This is a genomic window from Amycolatopsis sp. NPDC004747 (assembly GCF_053601335.1).
In genome coordinates this window covers 12,920-27,300 of the sequence record NZ_JBSGBQ010000061.1, presented here as the reverse complement: position 1 = coordinate 27,300, position 14,381 = coordinate 12,920, and the positions used below count along the sequence as shown (strand labels likewise).

Sequence of the window (14,381 nt, the reverse complement as noted above, 5' to 3'; positions counted from 1 at the left end):
CCCCGGGGCGGCCCCCGTGGGGGCTCTGCTGCTGGGGGGCCGGGATTTTTCGTCGGGTGTTATTGGGGGGTTTAGAAGCCGCCTTACCACTCACGACGGGTCAGCGCAGGCAGTCGCCGGGGTCGCCGCGGGTCAGGGCCGGGTCCGACTGGGGGAAGGTGCGCGCGACGCCGGGTCCGGAGGACCGGTGCTCGAAGCGGACCGTCACCCGGCCGTGGCCCGCGCCCTGGACCCAGCCGGTGCCGAACTCCGCGTGGACCACGTCGTCGCCCTGGCGCCACTCCGAAGGCGCCGCGGGTGCCGCGGGAGCCGGCGCCGGGGCGGACGACACCACCACCGGCTCCACGGGCGCGGACAGGGTGAACAACGCGTCCTGGTGGGGCACCGAAAGCCCGCTGTAGGCCACGCCCGCCAGCCGGATGCCGCCGAACTCCGCGGGGTCGATCAGCAGGCGCTCGGCCGTCGCGGACAGCTCGGCCAGGTCGTCCGTGGGCGCCGAGATCGTTTCCGACCGGGTCACCGTGTGCATGTCCGTGTGCCGCAGCTTGATCACCACCGTCCGCGCCACCCGGCCGGCCTTGAGCAGCCGCTGGTGCGCGCCCACCGCGATCCGGCGGACCTCCGCCCGCAACGTCTCCAGGTCCTTGATGTCGGTGTCGAACGTCGTCTCGGCGCTGACCTGCTTGGTCTCGGCGCGGCCCGCCACCGGCCGGTCGTCGGCGCCGGTGGCCAGCCGCCGCAGGTCGCGGCCGACCACGCCGCCGAGCGTCGCCACCGCGTCCTGTTCGGACAGTGCCGCCAGCTGCCCGAGCGTCTGGACGCCGATGAACCGCAGCTTCCCCTCGGCCACCGGGCCGATGCCCCACAGCGCGCGCACCGGCAGCGGCGCGAGGAACTCCCGCTCGGTGCCCTGCGGGACGACCAGCAGCCCGTCCGGTTTGGCCTCGTCGGAGGCGATCTTGGCGATCTGCTTGCCGTTGCCCGCCCCCACCGACGCGACCAGGCCGGTTTCCGACCGGATCCGGGCCCGCAGAGCGGCGCAGAACGAAGTCACCTCTTCGAGCGAAGCGCCGGCGAGCGAAGGCGGTTCGGCGAACGCTTCGTCGAGGGAGATCTTCTCCAGCACCGGCGCGACCTCGGTGACGACCGCGAAGACCTCCTGGCTGAGCCGCTCGTAGACGCGGAACCTCGGCGGCACGATCACGCCGTTCGCCGGCAGCAGCCGCCGCGCCTGGGCCATCGGCATCGCCGAGCGGATGCCGAACGCCCGCGACTCGTAGCTCGCGCCGGCCACCACCCCGCGCGGGCCGGTGCCGCCGACGAGCACCGGGCGCCCGGCCAGCGTCGGGCGGGTGAGCTGCTCGGCCGACGCGTAGAAGGCGTCCAGGTCGAGGTGGATGACCCAGCGGGCCACGTCAGTCGCCGCCGGTGGCGTCCAGCAGCCGGTGCAGCGCCTTGGTGTAGCTCTCGAACGCCGCCCGGCCGGCCGCGGTCAGCCGGACCAGGGTGACCGGCGTGCGGTGCTCGTAGGCCTTGGTGATCTCGACGTACTCGGCGTCCTCGAGCTTGCGCAGGTGCGTCGAGAGGTTGCCGGCCGTCATGTCCAGCAGCTGCTGCAGCCGCGGGAAGGTGATCTGGTCACCGGCGCGCAGCCCGGCGAGCGCGACGGTGACCCGCAGCCGCGCCTGGGCGTGGATGACCGGGTCGAGCTGCGGCAGTTCGCTCATCGGGCGGACTTCTCGCGGACGAAGTAGACGATCGCGCCGAGCAGGAACCCGCCGCCACCGCAGACGGTGAGCACGAGGAAGTTGTGCGGGTAGCCCACGAGCACGCTCAGCGCGGCCGAGACGATCATCCACGCGCCCAGGCCGTACATGAGCTTGTCCTGCCAGACCATGCCGCCGGCCAGGTACATCACGCCGGTGAGCAGCAGCCAGGTGCCCGACCACAGCAGCGACACCTGATCGGGCGACAGCGCCTCGAACCGGGTGATCCGGAGGTCGACGACCATCAGCCCGATCGAGGAGAGCGCCCAGCCGTAGCCGTACATCGCGCCGACCGTGCGGGAGGGCCCGCGGATGCCGCGGCCGGACCGGATGCTCGTGTACGTCGTGTAGGCCATGGCGCCGAGGAACAGCACCGGGACGACGATGCCGCCGGCGACCCAGCCGGGCACCGCCACCCAGTCCTGCGTGGTGACGTAGGTGAAGCCCCAGCCGAGGAGCCAGGCAAAGGCCCACGCGGCGAGCATCCGCGCCGGGCCCCCGCCCAGTTCCCGGCGGGTCCGCCGGTTCTGCTGGGCGATCAGGTTCAGCGACTCCTCGGCCGACATCGGCTCGTCTTCCACCCGGCTCGCCCTCCTCCCGTGCAGACCCCGCAGTGCTGCACGGAAGCTAACACGCACTCAGAGCCGCGCCGTGTCCAGCCGGAACCGGCGCACCACGACCAACGCCGGGACGACCAGCCAGCCCAGCAGCACCAGCGCGGCGAACCCCATGCCGCCGGCGTGGGCCAGCGGTTCCACCCCGACCCGGCCGAGCCAGTACGTCGGGAAGAAGTGCGCCAGGGCCGACATCCAGTCCGGGAGCACCCACAGCGGGATCCACAGGCCGCCGAGCATGCCCAGCGGCATCATCAGCGCACCGGTGACCGCGCCGACCGTGTCCCCCTTGCCGAACAGGCCGATGGCCAGGCCCAGCACGGCGAACGGCAGCACGCCCAGCCACAGCGACCCCAGCACCAGGACCCACTGCGCGGCGGTCATCTCGACCCCGGTCGCCAGCCCGGCGACGAACAGCACCAGCAGCACCGGCAGCGCCACGGCCATCGCCGAGAGCACCTTGACCACGAGGTAGCCGGGGCCGCGCATCGGCGTGAGCCGCAGCTGCCGCTGCCAGCCGTCGGTGCGTTCCTGCGCCACCCGGGTGCCGGTGAACAGCGCGCCGCCGCTCGCGCCGTAGGCGGCCAGGTTGATCATCGTCTGCACGTTCGAGGCCAGGCCGTTCGGCGTCACGAGCTTGCCGAAGATCGACCCGAACAGCAGGAACATGGCCAGCGGCATGCCGATGGTGAAGATGGTGAACTGCGGGCTCCGGACGATCCGCTTGATCTCCAGGCTCAGGTACGTCGGGTTCACGCGGCGGCCTCCTCGGCGGTCAGCGCCAGGAAGGCCTCTTCCAGGCCGAGCGCGGTGATTTCGATGTCGGACGCGTCCGGGTGCGCCACCAGCAGGGCGCGGATCGCGGTGTCGGAGTCGGCGCAGGCCAGCTCGGCCCGGCCGCCGCGCAGCTGCACGCCGGTGACGCCGGGCAGGTGCGCGAGCCCGGCGTCGGTCGCGCCGGGCACGACCGCCTTGAGCACCCGGCCGGACACCGCCGCCCGGACCTCGGCGACCGGCCCGTCGGCGACGACGACACCCTGGCGCATCAGCACGACGCGGTCGGCGTAGTCCTCGGCCTCGGCGAGGTAGTGCGTCGCGAACAGCACGGTCCGGCCGCCCGCGGCGAACTCGCGGATGGCCGCCCAGAACGCGCGCCTGCCGTCGACGTCCATCGCCGCGGTGGGCTCGTCGAGCACCAGCAGCTGCGGGTTGCCTGCCAGCGCGAGCGCGAACCGGACGCGCTGCCGCTCACCGCCGGACAGCTTGCCGCAGCGGCGTTTGACGAGCTTTTCGAGCCCGGCCCTGGCGATCACCTCCGCGGCGGGCAGCGGCTTCTCGTGCGTCGAGACGATCAGGCCGACGAGCTCGCCGACGGTGGCGTCCGGCAGCAGCGCGCCGTTCTGCATCATCGCGCCGACGAGCCCCCGGTCGACGGCCTCGCGCGGGCTGCCGCCCGCGACGGTCACCTCCCCCGCGTCCGGCTTGGTCAGGCCGAGCAGCAGGTCGACGGTGGTCGACTTGCCCGCGCCGTTCGGCCCGAGCAGCGCGACGACCTCGCCGCGCGCGACCTCGACGGACACCCCGCCGACCGCCGTGACCTGCCCGAACCGCTTGGTGAGGCCGTGCAGCGCGAACGCCGGTCCCCCAGTCATGGCGTCCTCCTTCCGTGGACTTTGAACCGCAAAGTTGCTGCGCACTTTGTAACACAAAGTCCACGAGAGTTCAAAGCCCACGGCGTCGGAAAGCAAGAGCGCCCCAAGGCGGCCTTCGGTGCGTCCAGCGCACCCAAGGCCACATTGGGGCGCTTGGGGTGACCTGACAGATCAGCCGGCGAACCGCCCGGCCACCACGTCCGGCGTCGCGACTTCGGCCTTGGCCGCCGTCGGCGCCGGTGGCGTCGGCTGCGGCAGCGGGGCGCACTCGACGTCGGCCGTGCGGCCCGGCTTGCGGGCCGGGAGCGCGCCCGTTGCCAGGTAGTCCGCGATCTTGGTGTCCACGCAGGCGTTGCCGCGCGGGGTGATCGCGTGACTGGTGCCGCCCGGCTCCGCGATCAGCGAGGCGCCCGGGAACCGGCTGCGGACCTCGAGGCTGCCCTCGAACGGCGTCGCCGCGTCGAGCGTCTCGTCGATCATCAGCACGCTCTGCACGCCCCGGCCGTCGATCTTCGCCGGCTTGCCCGCCTTGCCGGGCCAGAACACGCAGGGCGCGTTGAACCAGGCGTTCTGCCAGGTGAAGTACGGCGCCTTGGCGAAGGTCCGCCAGTTGTCGCGCCGCCACTGGTTCCAGCTCTGCGGCCACTGGACGTCGGTGCACTGCACGGCGAGGTACACCGCGTAGCTGTTGTCGTCGCCGCGGCCGCCGAAGGCCTCGAAGAGCGACTTCCAGTTCTGCCAGTCGCCCTTGTTGACGAACCGGGACAGCGCGTCGCCCAGCAGCGTCCACCGCAGCTGGTAGTAGCTGGCCTGCTGGATGACGTCGAGGATCTCGTCCGGCCCGATCACCCCGCCGGCCGGGTTGAACTGCGCCTTGAGCAGCTGCTCGTTGATCACCTTCTGCACCGCGGCCTGGGTCTTGCCGAGGTGGTAGACGTCGTCGTGTTGGGCGAGCCAGCCGAACCAGATCAGGATGTTCCGGTCGAAGGCGAGGTCCTGGTCGAGGTTGTCGCCGTACCAGACGCCGCGCGGGTCGACCGTCGAGTCGAGCACCATCCGGCGGACGTTCTGCGGGTACCGCGAGCCGTACACCTGGCCGAGGTAGGTGCCGTAGGAGTAGCCGTAGAAGTTCAGCTGCTTCTGGCCGAGCGCCTGGCGGATGGAGTCCATGTCCTGGACCGTGTCGGTCGTCTTCATGTTGTCCAGCAACGCGCGCGAGTTGTTCTTCGCGCAGGCTTCGGCGTAGCCCTTGGCCCGGTCGAGCCAGGTCTTCTCCAGCTGCGGGGTGAACGGCACGTACTGCGGCCGGTTGTAGTCCATGTAGTCCGGGTCGCAGCTCAGCGCGGGCTTGCTGGCGCCGACGCCGCGCGGGTCGAAGCCGATCCAGTCGTAGGCGTCACCGGCGTGGTTGGGGACCCGCGGCCCGCGGGTGGCCAGCAGCAGGCCGGAACCGCCGGGGCCGCCGGGGTTGGTCAGCATGACGCCCTGGTACTGCGCGTCGGGGACCTTGTGCTTGACGCGGTCGACGGCGAGCTGGATCTGTTCGCCGTCCGGCTTGCGGTAGTCGAGCGGCACGGCGAGGAAACCGCATTCGGCGCCGGCGGCGGCCAGCGTGGCGTCGGTGCACGGTCCCCAGGCGATCGACGCCGGTTTCGCGGGCGCGGCGTTCGCGGCCGGCGCCACGAGCGCGGACGCCACGGCGGCGGCCACGGCGATTACGGCACGTCTCACTGATTTCTCCCTTTCGCGGGCGTCTTCGGGCGGGGAAACCCTATGCCCGGCAAGGGGTCCGGCGGGACAGCCGAGGGCGAACGCCCGACGAAAGACGGAAATCGGATGGCGCGGACGTTCCGGGATCCCGTACGGTCGGTGCCATGATCTACTTCATCCGGCTCCGCCTCGTCTGAGACGGCGTGACCGCCGGGCTCCCCGCCTACCGGGAGAGCCCCTTCACCTGCGCGCCGTCTGGTCCTTTCCGCTTGAAGGAGCACCATGCTGCGCAAACACATCGTCATGGTCGGCTGCACCGCGCCGAGCCACGTCTACCCGTCGCTGGGCGTGCTCGCCGAGCTGGTCCGCCGTGGGCACCGGGTGTCCTACGTCGTCGGCTCGCCGCTGGCCCCGCTGGTCGCGCCGACGGGCGCCGACGTCGTCGGGCACCCGACGATCTTCCCGCTCGGCGAAGCGGCCGTGTGGCCGGAGGAGCCGGCCGAAGCCATGCGCGTCTTCCTCGACGAAGCCATCGCGATCCACCCCGCGCTGGTCGAGCGGTTCGACGGCGACCGGCCGGATCTCGTGCTGTACGACATCGGCGGGCTGGGTGGGCCGCTGCTGGGGTTGCGCTACGGCGTGCCCGCGGTGCAGCTGTCGCCGACGCTGGTGGCGTGGGAGGGCTACGACGAGGACATGGCCGAGGTGATGGCGCCGATCAAGGCCTCACCGTCCGGTGTGGACTACGCGGCCACGTTGTCGGAGTGGCTTTCGTCCCACGGGGTTTCGGCCGATCCCTGGGAGTGGCTGGGGCACCCGGCGCGGGTCCTTTCGCTGATCCCGCGCGCGATGCAGCCCAACGCCGATCGGGTGGGTGAGCACGTGCGGTTCGTCGGGCCCTGCCTGGACCCGGCGCGGCTGGCCGATCGTTCGTGGACACCGCCGTCCTCGGGCCGCCCGGTGCTGCTGGTGTCGTTCGGGACGGCCTACACCGACCAGCTCCCGGTGTACCGGGCGTGCGTCGCGGCGTTCGCCGCGGATTGGCACGTGGTGATCTCGCTGGGGAAGCACGTGCCGCCTTCGGCGCTGGGCCCGCTGCCCGGCTCGGTGGAGGTGCACGAGAGCGTGCCGCAGCTGGCGGTGCTGGAAGCGGCGTCGGCGTTCATCACCCACGCGGGGATGGGCGGAGCGACCGAAGCGCTGTGGTTCGGCGTCCCGACGGTGGCGATTCCCCAAGCGGCGGACCAGTTCGGGAACGCGGCGCAGCTGGAGGCCCTGGGCGTGGGGCGGCACCTGCCGGCTGACGCGGTGACGGCTTCCACGCTGCGGGAGGCGGTGGACGAGGTGTCGTCGTCGGCTTCGGTGGCCGCGCGGCTGGCGGAGCTGAAGGCGGAGATCCGTGGCCACGGCGGGGTGTCCTTCGCCGCGGACGCCGTGGAGTCCGCCATCGAGTGATCGGCGCGGCGGCCGCCACCGCACTCGGTGGCGGCCGCCGCGGCTAGGCGTGCCGCCGGACGAAGGCGTCGATCAGCTGCTGGCGCTCGGCCGAGGTGGCCCGCTCCAGCTCGACGCTGTCGCCGTCGATCGTCACCTTGATCTTGTGCCGGCCCGCCTGGCGGCCCAGCCACTCGCGCAGCGTCTCCACCAGTCCCGGGAACACGCCGCCGGCCGCGCTGAACGCCACCATCAGCGAGCCGATCGTCACCGGGTCGGCGGCCTTCGCGCCCGGTGGGAGCTCACCGGCCGGGACGGCGGCGAGCACGTCCAGGTCGAGTTCGCCCAGCTCGGCGCGCAGCCGGCGGGCGAGCCGGTCGAGCTCTTCGGCGTCCGCCTCGTCGTCCGCTTCGAGCCGCACCAGCGCCCGCTGCGTGTCCGATTCGGTCATGCGCGTCATGGTCCGCCCGGAAGGCGCGGGTGGCAAGGGCCGGTCAGGCGCGGATCTCGTTGAGGTAGTTGTAGATCGTGTACCGGGTGACGTCGAGGCGCCCGGCCAGGTGGTCGACCGCGTCCTTGATGAGGAAATAACCGGCTTCGTCGAGCTCCCGCACCACGGCCGCCTTGTGGCGCTTCTTCATCAGGTCCACCGGGATGCCCGCCTTCGCCACCGCCCGGTCCACCAGGAACCGCTGGAGGCTGTCGACGTCCGGTGGGAAAGTCTCCGGCTCGCCGTTGCCGCCCGGCGACGCGGTCTCCTCGACGCTGTTGACGCACAGGCAGCCGACCGCGACCCCGTCGGCGTCGCGCAGGAACAGCGTCGAGGAGCGGATCGGCCGCCCGTCCGGGCCGTGCGTGCGGTAGTTCGTCAGGTCCTGGGTGGTGCCGCGGCGGACCAGGCCGAGCAGCAGGTCGGTCATCGGGCCGCCGACGCTGCGGCCGGTGAGGTCACCGGCGATGGCGACGATCGAGTCCGGCAGCCTGCTCAGGTCGTGCAGCAGGACTTCGTTGCCGGGGCCGAGCATCGCGGCCAGCCCCGGGATGGCCGGGACCAGCGCGGTGAGCACGTCGTGCGTGGTCGCCCCGGCGGCCGGGACGAGCAGCGGCTCACGCGGCCTGGTCAACGTCTCCAGGGCGTCCCGCAGCAGGTCCGCGGCGGACGCCGGGGTCGAGGCGTGCGGGGACAGCCGGACGTGCTCGGGCCGGACGGTCGCCGCGATCCCGGCGTTGGCCAGTGCCGCCCCGACCTGCTCGGCCGGGTGGCCGGGCAGCGTGAACGCCAGGATGCCCGCGCGGCGGTCGACCGCGGAGACGACTTCGGCGCCGCAGGAGGCCAGGACCTCTTCGAAGGCGGCCAGCCGCTCGGCGATCCGCGCCGCGATGGCGCCGACGCCCGCCTCCTCGACCAGCTCGAGGGCCTCGGCGAACGCACCGGAGGTGATCGGGCTGAGGTTGGAGATCGACCAGGACTGGGCGGTCCCGTCCGGCGGGTGGATCTCGTCGTCGAACAGGCCGGGGTCCCGCGCGCCGGTCCAGCCCGACAGCACCGGATCCATCCGGTCCAGGGCACGGTCGGACAGCACCGCGAAGCCGGTGCCCCAGCCCGCGCGCAGCCACTTCTGCCCGCCGACGACCAGGACGTCGGCGACCTCCCACGGCTCGTCGACCACACCGAAGCCCTGGATGCCGTCGACGACCAGCAGCCGGTCGCCGACGGCCTCGCGCAGCGCGGCGAGGTCGGCGCGGTACCCGGTGCGGAAGTCGACGGCGCTGACGCTGACCGTGGTGATCTCCGGCGTCAGCGCATCGGCCACCCGCTCCGGCGTGACGCAACCGCTGGTCAGCCGGCGGACGCGGAGGCGCCCGGCCTGTTCGGCGCGGGCCCACGGGTAGGTGTTGGCCGGGAACTCCGACGCGGACACCAGCACCTCGCCGGTGCTGTGGAACGCGGCCTGGAACAGGCCGAGGCTGGTGTGGGGCAGCAGGACGGTGTGGTCGGTGTCCGAGCCGGCCAGCCGCGCCGCCGCGGCCTTGGCCCGGACCTCCTGCCGCATCAGCTCGTCCACTGTGGACGGTCCGGCCGTGGTGGCCCGGTGGAGCAGGGCGGCCGTCGTGTCGAGCACCGCGTGCGAGGGCGGGCCGAAGCGGGCGAAGTCGAGGTAGCCGGCGGGCTCGTCGAACTGGAGCAGGTAGCGGGGCGAAATCCTCCTCACGCGAGGATCCTCGCCAGGAACTGCCGGGTGCGGTCGTGCTTCGGCGCGCTCAGCACCTGCGACGGCGGCCCGGTCTCGACGACGGCGCCGTCGGCCAGGAACACCACCTCGTCGGCGGCCTCCGCGGCGAAGCTCATCTCGTGCGTCACGACGACCATCGTCATCCCCTCCCCCGCCAACGTACTCATCACTTCCAGCACCTCGCCGACCAGCTCCGGGTCGAGCGCGGACGTCGGCTCGTCGAACAGCATCAGCTTCGGCTTCATCGCCAAGGACCGCGCGATCGCCACGCGCTGCTGCTGCCCGCCGGACAGCTGGGCCGGGTAGGCGTCGGCGCGGTGCGCGAGCCCGACCCGGTCGAGCAGCGCCAGCCCCTGCTCGCGGGCCTCACCCGGGTTGACCCCGAGCACCCGGATCGGGCCCTCGACGACGTTCTCCAGCGCGGTCCGGTGCGCGAAGAGGTTGAACCGCTGGAACACCATCCCGATGTCCCGGCGTTGCCGGGCGACCTCGCGTTCGCGCAGCTCGTAGAGCTTCCCGCCGCGCTGCCGGAAGCCGATCGGCTCGCCGTCGACCCAGATCTGGCCGGCGTCGATCGTCTCCAGGTGGTTGATGCAGCGCAGGAACGTGCTCTTCCCGGCGCCGGACGGCCCGAGCAGGCAGACGACCTGTCCCTTGTGGACCTCCAGGTCGATGCCGCCGAGGACTTGGGTGTGCCCGTAGGACTTCCGGACACCGACGGCGCGCAGCAGTGGCTCAGACACGGACACTCCTCACCAGCGGCACCCCGCGCAACGCCTTGCCGGCGCGGGCGAGCGGGCCGCGGTCGGCCTGCCCGAAGGCGCGTTCCAGGTAGTGCTGGCCGACGCCGGCGACGGTCACCACGACCATGTACCAGACGGCCGCGGCCAGCAGCGTCTCCATGACGAGCAGGTTGTTGGACGAGATGTTGTTGGCCGCGTGGATCAGCTCGGTCACGCCGATCACCGACGCCATCGACGTGCCCTTGAGCATGTTGATGAAGTCGTTGCCGGTCGGCGGGATGATCACGCGCATGGCCTGCGGCAGCACGACCCGGCGCAGCGTCGCGGCCGGCGTCATGCCGATCGACTTGGCCGCCTCGGTCTGGCCGCTGTCGACGCTGTTCAACCCGGCCCGGACGATCTCGGCCATGTACGCGCTCTCGTTGAGCGCCAGGCCGAGGAACGCAGCGGTGAACGCGCTGATCAGCACGTTCGTCTGCTCGTGGACCAGGAACGGGATGTCGATCACCGGGAAGACGAGCGCCAGGTTGTACCAGAGCAGGATCTGCAGCAGCACCGGAAGCCCGCGGAAGATCCAGATGTAGCCGGCGGCGAACCACCGCGCGACCGGGTTGGCGCTGCGGCGCAGCAGGGCGATGACGATGCCGAGCACGATCGCGACGGCCTGCGACAGCACCGCCAGCACGACGGTGTTGAGCAGGCCGGTCGCCATCACCCGGTAGAAGACGAAGTCCGGGACCTGGTCCCAGGCGATCTGCGCGTTGCCGAGCGCGATGCCCAGCAGGACGAGCAGCGCGACGATGATCGCCGCGGCGACCCAGCGGCCCCAGTGCCGCAGGCGGACGATCGGCAGCGGGTCAGGAGCCGCCATTGACCGCGGCCTCCTTGATCGCGCCCTGCTCGACGCCCCAGGCCTGCAGGATCTTGCCGTAGGTGCCGTCGGCGATCAGGGCCTGGAGGGCCTTCTGCACGGAGTCGCGCAGCGCCGTGTTGGCCTTGTTGACGCCGATGCCGTACGGGCCGCCGTCGATCGGCTCGCCCGGGACGACCTCGAAGAACTTGCCGTCGCCCGCGGTGCGCGAAATGTAGACGGCGCTCGGGAGGTCGTTGAGGATGGCCTGCACGCGGCCGGTGCGGAGCTGGTTCTGGTTCTGGTTGTCGCTGTCGGTGGCGGTGACGTTGACCGCGGGCTTGCCGGCCTGCGTGCACTTCGTGCTCTGCTCGGCGGCGAACTTCTGGTGGCTGGTGCCCTGCACGACGGCGACGTTCTTGCCGCAGAGCGTGTCCGGGCCGGTGATGCCGTCGGGGTTGCCCTTGCGGATCATGATCGTGATGCCCGAGGTGAAGTAGTCGACGAAGTCGATCTGGGCCTGGCGGGCCTTGGTGTCGTTCATCCCGGCCATGGTCAGGTCGATGCGGCCGGACTGGAGGCTGGTGATGAGCGAGCCGAACGCCATGTCCTGGTGGGCCACGGCGACGCCGAGCTTGGCGGCGATCGCCTTGGCGAGGTCGACCTCGTAGCCGATCGGGGTCTTGCCGTCGGCGGCGTAGAAGTTGTTGGGCGCGGACTGCAGGTTCGAGGCCAGGTGCAGGCCCGCCTGCTTGACGGTGTCCGGCAGAGCCGCGTTGAGCTGGGCGTCCTTCTGCACGCCCTGGACGATCGCCGCGGTGTCCGGGATACCGGACGCGGGCGCTCCGGCGGCCTGCGACGTCCCGCCCGCGCCGTCCGGACCGCCACCACAAGCCGCCACCAGGACGGCGACGCTCGCCAGCAACACTCCCGCCGGCACGGCACGAGAACGGGACATAACGGACCTCCACTGTTCGGCTGGCCGGAACGCTACAACTGTCTGTTGAAGAGGTCAACTGGTTGTTGAAGTCCGGTCCGGTGCTAACTTCGCGGACATGAGCCTGCGGATCGGCATCCTGGGGGCGGCTCGCATCGCCCCGGCGGCCCTGGTCAAGCCCGCCGCATCGATCGCTTCGGTCTCGGTCGCCGCCGTCGCGGCGCGGTCACCCGAGCGCGCGCAAGCGTTTGCCACCAAGCACGGGATTCCCCGGACGCACGCTTCTTACGAGGATCTCCTGGCGGATCCGGAGATCGACGCCGTGTACAACCCGCTCCCGAACGGCCTCCACGGACGCTGGACGCGAGCGGCTCTCGCCGCCGGGAAGCACGTCCTGTGCGAAAAGCCGTTCACGGCGAACGCGGAAGAAGCCCGGCAGATCGCGGCGCTGGCCGCTTCGTCGGACCGCGTGGTGATGGAGGCGTTCCACTACCGCTACCACCCGCTGGCGTTGCGGGTGGAGGAGATCGTGGCGTCGGGCGAGCTGGGCGAGCTGCGGCGCGTCGAGACGGCGTTGTGCTTCCCGCTGCCGAAGTTCTCCGACATCCGCTACGACTACCACCTGGCGGGCGGGGCGACGATGGACGCGGGCTGCTACGCGGTCCACATGGCCCGTGTCTTCGGCGGCGGCGAGACACCGTCGGTCGTTTCGGCTACGGCGAAGCTGCGTTCGCCGCGGGTCGACCGGGCGATGACGGCGGAGCTGAAGTTCCCGTCCGGCCACACCGGCCGGATCGAGTGTTCGATGTGGTCGTCTTCGCTGCTGAAGATCAGCGCGAAGGTGACCGGCTCCCGGGGCTCGCTTTCGGTGCTCAACCCCGTGATGCCCGGGGCGTTCCACCGCGTTTCGATCCGCGCCGGCAGCGCGCGCCGAACGGAGAAGTTCCCGCGCCGGGCGACGTACGCCTACCAGCTGGACGCCTTCGCGGCGGCAGTCCTGGAGGGCGCACCGGTGAAGACCTCGGCGGCCGACGCGGTCGAGACGATGACCGTGATCGACGAGATCTACCGGGCCGCGGGACTGCCGCCGCGAGAGCCGAGCTAAGCGGCCACGTAGTTGCCGCTCAGGATGAGCAGCACCTGGATCGTGATGCCCGTTCCGTAGTAGTCCGTCGCGTCCGGGGACCACGACGACACGGCCGTCCACAGCTTGTCCAGCCAGGCCTGGCTGCCCGGGTCGGTCATCGCCGCCACCGCGAACGGGGCCGTGAAGCACGGGTGCTGGCCGCTTTCGGTCTTCGAGCCCGACAGCGAGTACCCGCTCTGGATCTTCGACGGGTCACCGCCCGTCGCCGACTTGATCCACGTGTTCATCTTGCGGACCTGGGCTCCGGCCGCGCTGCCGGACGCGGTGATCGCGTCCGCGCCGAGGCGCCACGGGTCGCGGCAGGCGTTCCAGCTGTACTTGCCGTCGTTCGGGCCCTCCAGGAAGTTCGACGGCGCGGGCTTCGGCGTCGAGTTCGTGTTCACCACGAAGTCCGGCAGCAGCCCGGTGTTCGGCGCGTACGACGACTGCAGCTGGCTCACCGCCGTCTCCGAGCGGGTGCGGACCGACGTCCAGAAGCTGTCGCCGGTCGCCGTGGCGAACGCGCGCAGGTGGCCGGGCATCCAGTCCGAAGAGCGTGAGCTGTTCCGGTACTCCGCGTCGTTGCCCCAGTCGCCCAGCAGCGTGAACTTCGTGGTGCCGTTGACCTCGCTCTTCTTGATCGCGTTGATGATCCGGACGGCTTCGGCCTTGTAGTTCACCGAGCCGCCGCTGCCCCACTTCTTGTCCGCGATCAGCAGGCCGTAGGCGATTTCGAGGTCGCCGTCGGTGGCCGAGTCACTGCCGTTGACGCTCTTGCAGTTCGAATCCTGCTCGGCCGCGTGCAGGTCCTTGTTGTTGACCGACGGGTGCGCCTTCACGAACTTCAGGATCCCGTCGACGATCGAGCGCGCCTGCGGGTCCTTCTCGGCCATCATCGCCGAGATCGTCATGCCGTACCCCTCGCCCTCGGCGACGAAGGCGTGGTCGGCGTCCTTGGACAGCACGGCGTAGGTGCCGCTGCCGCACTTGGTCGTCAGGAAGTTCTTCTTCCAGAAGTCGTAGTACTTCTGCAGCGCGGCATCCTGCGTGGCCTGCGAGACGGACGGCCGCAGCGTTCCCGGCACGTACGGCGTGCCGGCCGCGGACGCGGACGCGGGCACGCTCACCAGTCCCGCGGCGAGCGCGGCCGAAACCACCACCGCCCGGACGACTTTCTTCATGGCTCCTCCGTAACGACATCGTTGGGCTGCGGCGAAGGTGATCGAAGCCTGACAGAAGGTTCAAGACCAGGTCAAGAGTGTTAGGAAACTTTCCTTACTATCACGCTGAGTGGGTCCCGCCGCGCTCGGCCCAC

At 71.3% G+C, this 14,381-nt stretch carries 14 protein-coding genes; 2 read left to right on the top strand and 12 right to left on the bottom strand.

What is annotated here, in order from left to right; all coding sequences use genetic code 11:
- Nucleotides 1-100: 100 nt before the first annotated feature.
- The 6 genes from ACWEGE_RS46165 to ACWEGE_RS46140 form a co-directional block, all read right to left on the bottom strand.
- Nucleotides 101-1,414, bottom strand: a complete 1,314-nt coding sequence (locus tag ACWEGE_RS46165; RefSeq protein WP_449666868.1) for a DNA polymerase IV — start codon at nt 1,412-1,414, stop codon at nt 101-103.
- Nucleotide 1,415: 1 nt separating this feature from the next.
- Entirely contained in the window at nt 1,416-1,727 is a 312-nt protein-coding gene (locus ACWEGE_RS46160) for a transcriptional regulator (RefSeq protein ID WP_449666867.1), read from the bottom strand.
- Nucleotides 1,724-2,347 carry a hypothetical protein gene (locus tag ACWEGE_RS46155; RefSeq protein ID WP_449666866.1) on the bottom strand — a complete coding sequence of 208 codons (624 nt, stop codon included), beginning with the start codon at nt 2,345-2,347 and terminating at the stop codon, nt 1,724-1,726. Before ACWEGE_RS46155 ends, ACWEGE_RS46160 begins: the two co-directional genes overlap by 4 nt.
- Before the next feature lie 57 nt (nt 2,348-2,404).
- Nucleotides 2,405-3,136 (bottom strand): ABC transporter permease, encoded by a 732-nt coding sequence (locus tag ACWEGE_RS46150; protein WP_449666865.1) that lies wholly within the window; start codon nt 3,134-3,136, stop codon nt 2,405-2,407.
- Nucleotides 3,133-4,032 carry an ABC transporter ATP-binding protein gene (locus tag ACWEGE_RS46145; protein ID WP_449666864.1) on the bottom strand — a complete coding sequence of 300 codons (900 nt, stop codon included), beginning with the start codon at nt 4,030-4,032 and terminating at the stop codon, nt 3,133-3,135. The genes ACWEGE_RS46150 and ACWEGE_RS46145 overlap by 4 nt, the downstream gene beginning before the upstream one ends.
- 171 nt (nt 4,033-4,203) lie before the next feature.
- Nucleotides 4,204-5,763, bottom strand: coding sequence for an alpha/beta hydrolase (locus ACWEGE_RS46140; RefSeq protein WP_449666863.1), 1,560 nt, complete (start codon nt 5,761-5,763; stop codon nt 4,204-4,206).
- A gap of 261 nt (nt 5,764-6,024) precedes the next feature.
- Here ACWEGE_RS46140 and ACWEGE_RS46135 point away from each other — a divergent pair, with 261 nt between their 5' ends.
- A complete protein-coding gene (locus tag ACWEGE_RS46135; RefSeq protein WP_449666862.1) occupies nt 6,025-7,197 on the top strand; it encodes a macrolide family glycosyltransferase in 1,173 nt (390 codons plus the stop codon).
- A gap of 43 nt (nt 7,198-7,240) precedes the next feature.
- Here the strand turns inward: ACWEGE_RS46135 and ACWEGE_RS46130 are convergent, their stop codons facing one another.
- The 5 genes from ACWEGE_RS46130 to ACWEGE_RS46110 are packed head-to-tail and all read right to left on the bottom strand — an operon-like array spanning nt 7,241 to nt 11,961.
- The gene (locus ACWEGE_RS46130; RefSeq protein ID WP_449666861.1) at nt 7,241-7,627 is read right to left on the bottom strand and encodes an effector-associated constant component EACC1; all 387 of its coding nucleotides are present in this window, start codon (nt 7,625-7,627) and stop codon (nt 7,241-7,243) included.
- 43 nt (nt 7,628-7,670) lie between these two features.
- Nucleotides 7,671-9,389, bottom strand: a complete 1,719-nt coding sequence (locus ACWEGE_RS46125) for an aminotransferase class V-fold PLP-dependent enzyme (RefSeq protein WP_449666860.1) — start codon at nt 9,387-9,389, stop codon at nt 7,671-7,673.
- The gene (locus tag ACWEGE_RS46120) at nt 9,386-10,153 is read right to left on the bottom strand and encodes an amino acid ABC transporter ATP-binding protein (protein ID WP_449666859.1); all 768 of its coding nucleotides are present in this window, start codon (nt 10,151-10,153) and stop codon (nt 9,386-9,388) included. The genes ACWEGE_RS46125 and ACWEGE_RS46120 overlap by 4 nt, the downstream gene beginning before the upstream one ends.
- Entirely contained in the window at nt 10,146-11,024 is an 879-nt protein-coding gene (locus ACWEGE_RS46115) for an amino acid ABC transporter permease (protein WP_449666858.1), read from the bottom strand. Before ACWEGE_RS46115 ends, ACWEGE_RS46120 begins: the two co-directional genes overlap by 8 nt.
- The gene (locus ACWEGE_RS46110) at nt 11,011-11,961 is read right to left on the bottom strand and encodes an ABC transporter substrate-binding protein (RefSeq protein ID WP_449666857.1); all 951 of its coding nucleotides are present in this window, start codon (nt 11,959-11,961) and stop codon (nt 11,011-11,013) included. The genes ACWEGE_RS46115 and ACWEGE_RS46110 overlap by 14 nt, the downstream gene beginning before the upstream one ends.
- 97 nt (nt 11,962-12,058) lie before the next feature.
- On the opposite strand from ACWEGE_RS46110, the gene ACWEGE_RS46105 reads away from it, so the two are divergent.
- Nucleotides 12,059-13,045 (top strand): Gfo/Idh/MocA family protein, encoded by a 987-nt coding sequence (locus ACWEGE_RS46105; RefSeq protein WP_449666856.1) that lies wholly within the window; start codon nt 12,059-12,061, stop codon nt 13,043-13,045.
- Here the strand turns inward: ACWEGE_RS46105 and ACWEGE_RS46100 are convergent.
- Entirely contained in the window at nt 13,042-14,247 is a 1,206-nt protein-coding gene (locus ACWEGE_RS46100) for a glycosyl hydrolase family 8 (RefSeq protein WP_449666855.1), read from the bottom strand. The two genes, ACWEGE_RS46105 and ACWEGE_RS46100, sit on opposite strands and share 4 nt — an antisense overlap.
- Between the last annotated feature and the right edge of the window lie 134 nt (nt 14,248-14,381).

Coding starts and splice junctions, on each gene's coding strand:
- ACWEGE_RS46130 (WP_449666861.1), bottom strand. CDS start 7,627: ATGACCGAATCGGACACGCAGCGGGCGCTGGTGCGGCTCGAAGCGGAC.
- ACWEGE_RS46145 (WP_449666864.1), bottom strand. CDS start 4,032: ATGACTGGGGGACCGGCGTTCGCGCTGCACGGCCTCACCAAGCGGTTC.
- ACWEGE_RS46115 (WP_449666858.1), bottom strand. CDS start 11,024: ATGGCGGCTCCTGACCCGCTGCCGATCGTCCGCCTGCGGCACTGGGGC.
- ACWEGE_RS46100 (WP_449666855.1), bottom strand. CDS start 14,247: ATGAAGAAAGTCGTCCGGGCGGTGGTGGTTTCGGCCGCGCTCGCCGCG.
- ACWEGE_RS46135 (WP_449666862.1), top strand. CDS start 6,025: ATGCTGCGCAAACACATCGTCATGGTCGGCTGCACCGCGCCGAGCCAC.
- ACWEGE_RS46105 (WP_449666856.1), top strand. CDS start 12,059: ATGAGCCTGCGGATCGGCATCCTGGGGGCGGCTCGCATCGCCCCGGCG.
- ACWEGE_RS46110 (WP_449666857.1), bottom strand. CDS start 11,961: ATGTCCCGTTCTCGTGCCGTGCCGGCGGGAGTGTTGCTGGCGAGCGTC.
- ACWEGE_RS46160 (WP_449666867.1), bottom strand. CDS start 1,727: ATGAGCGAACTGCCGCAGCTCGACCCGGTCATCCACGCCCAGGCGCGG.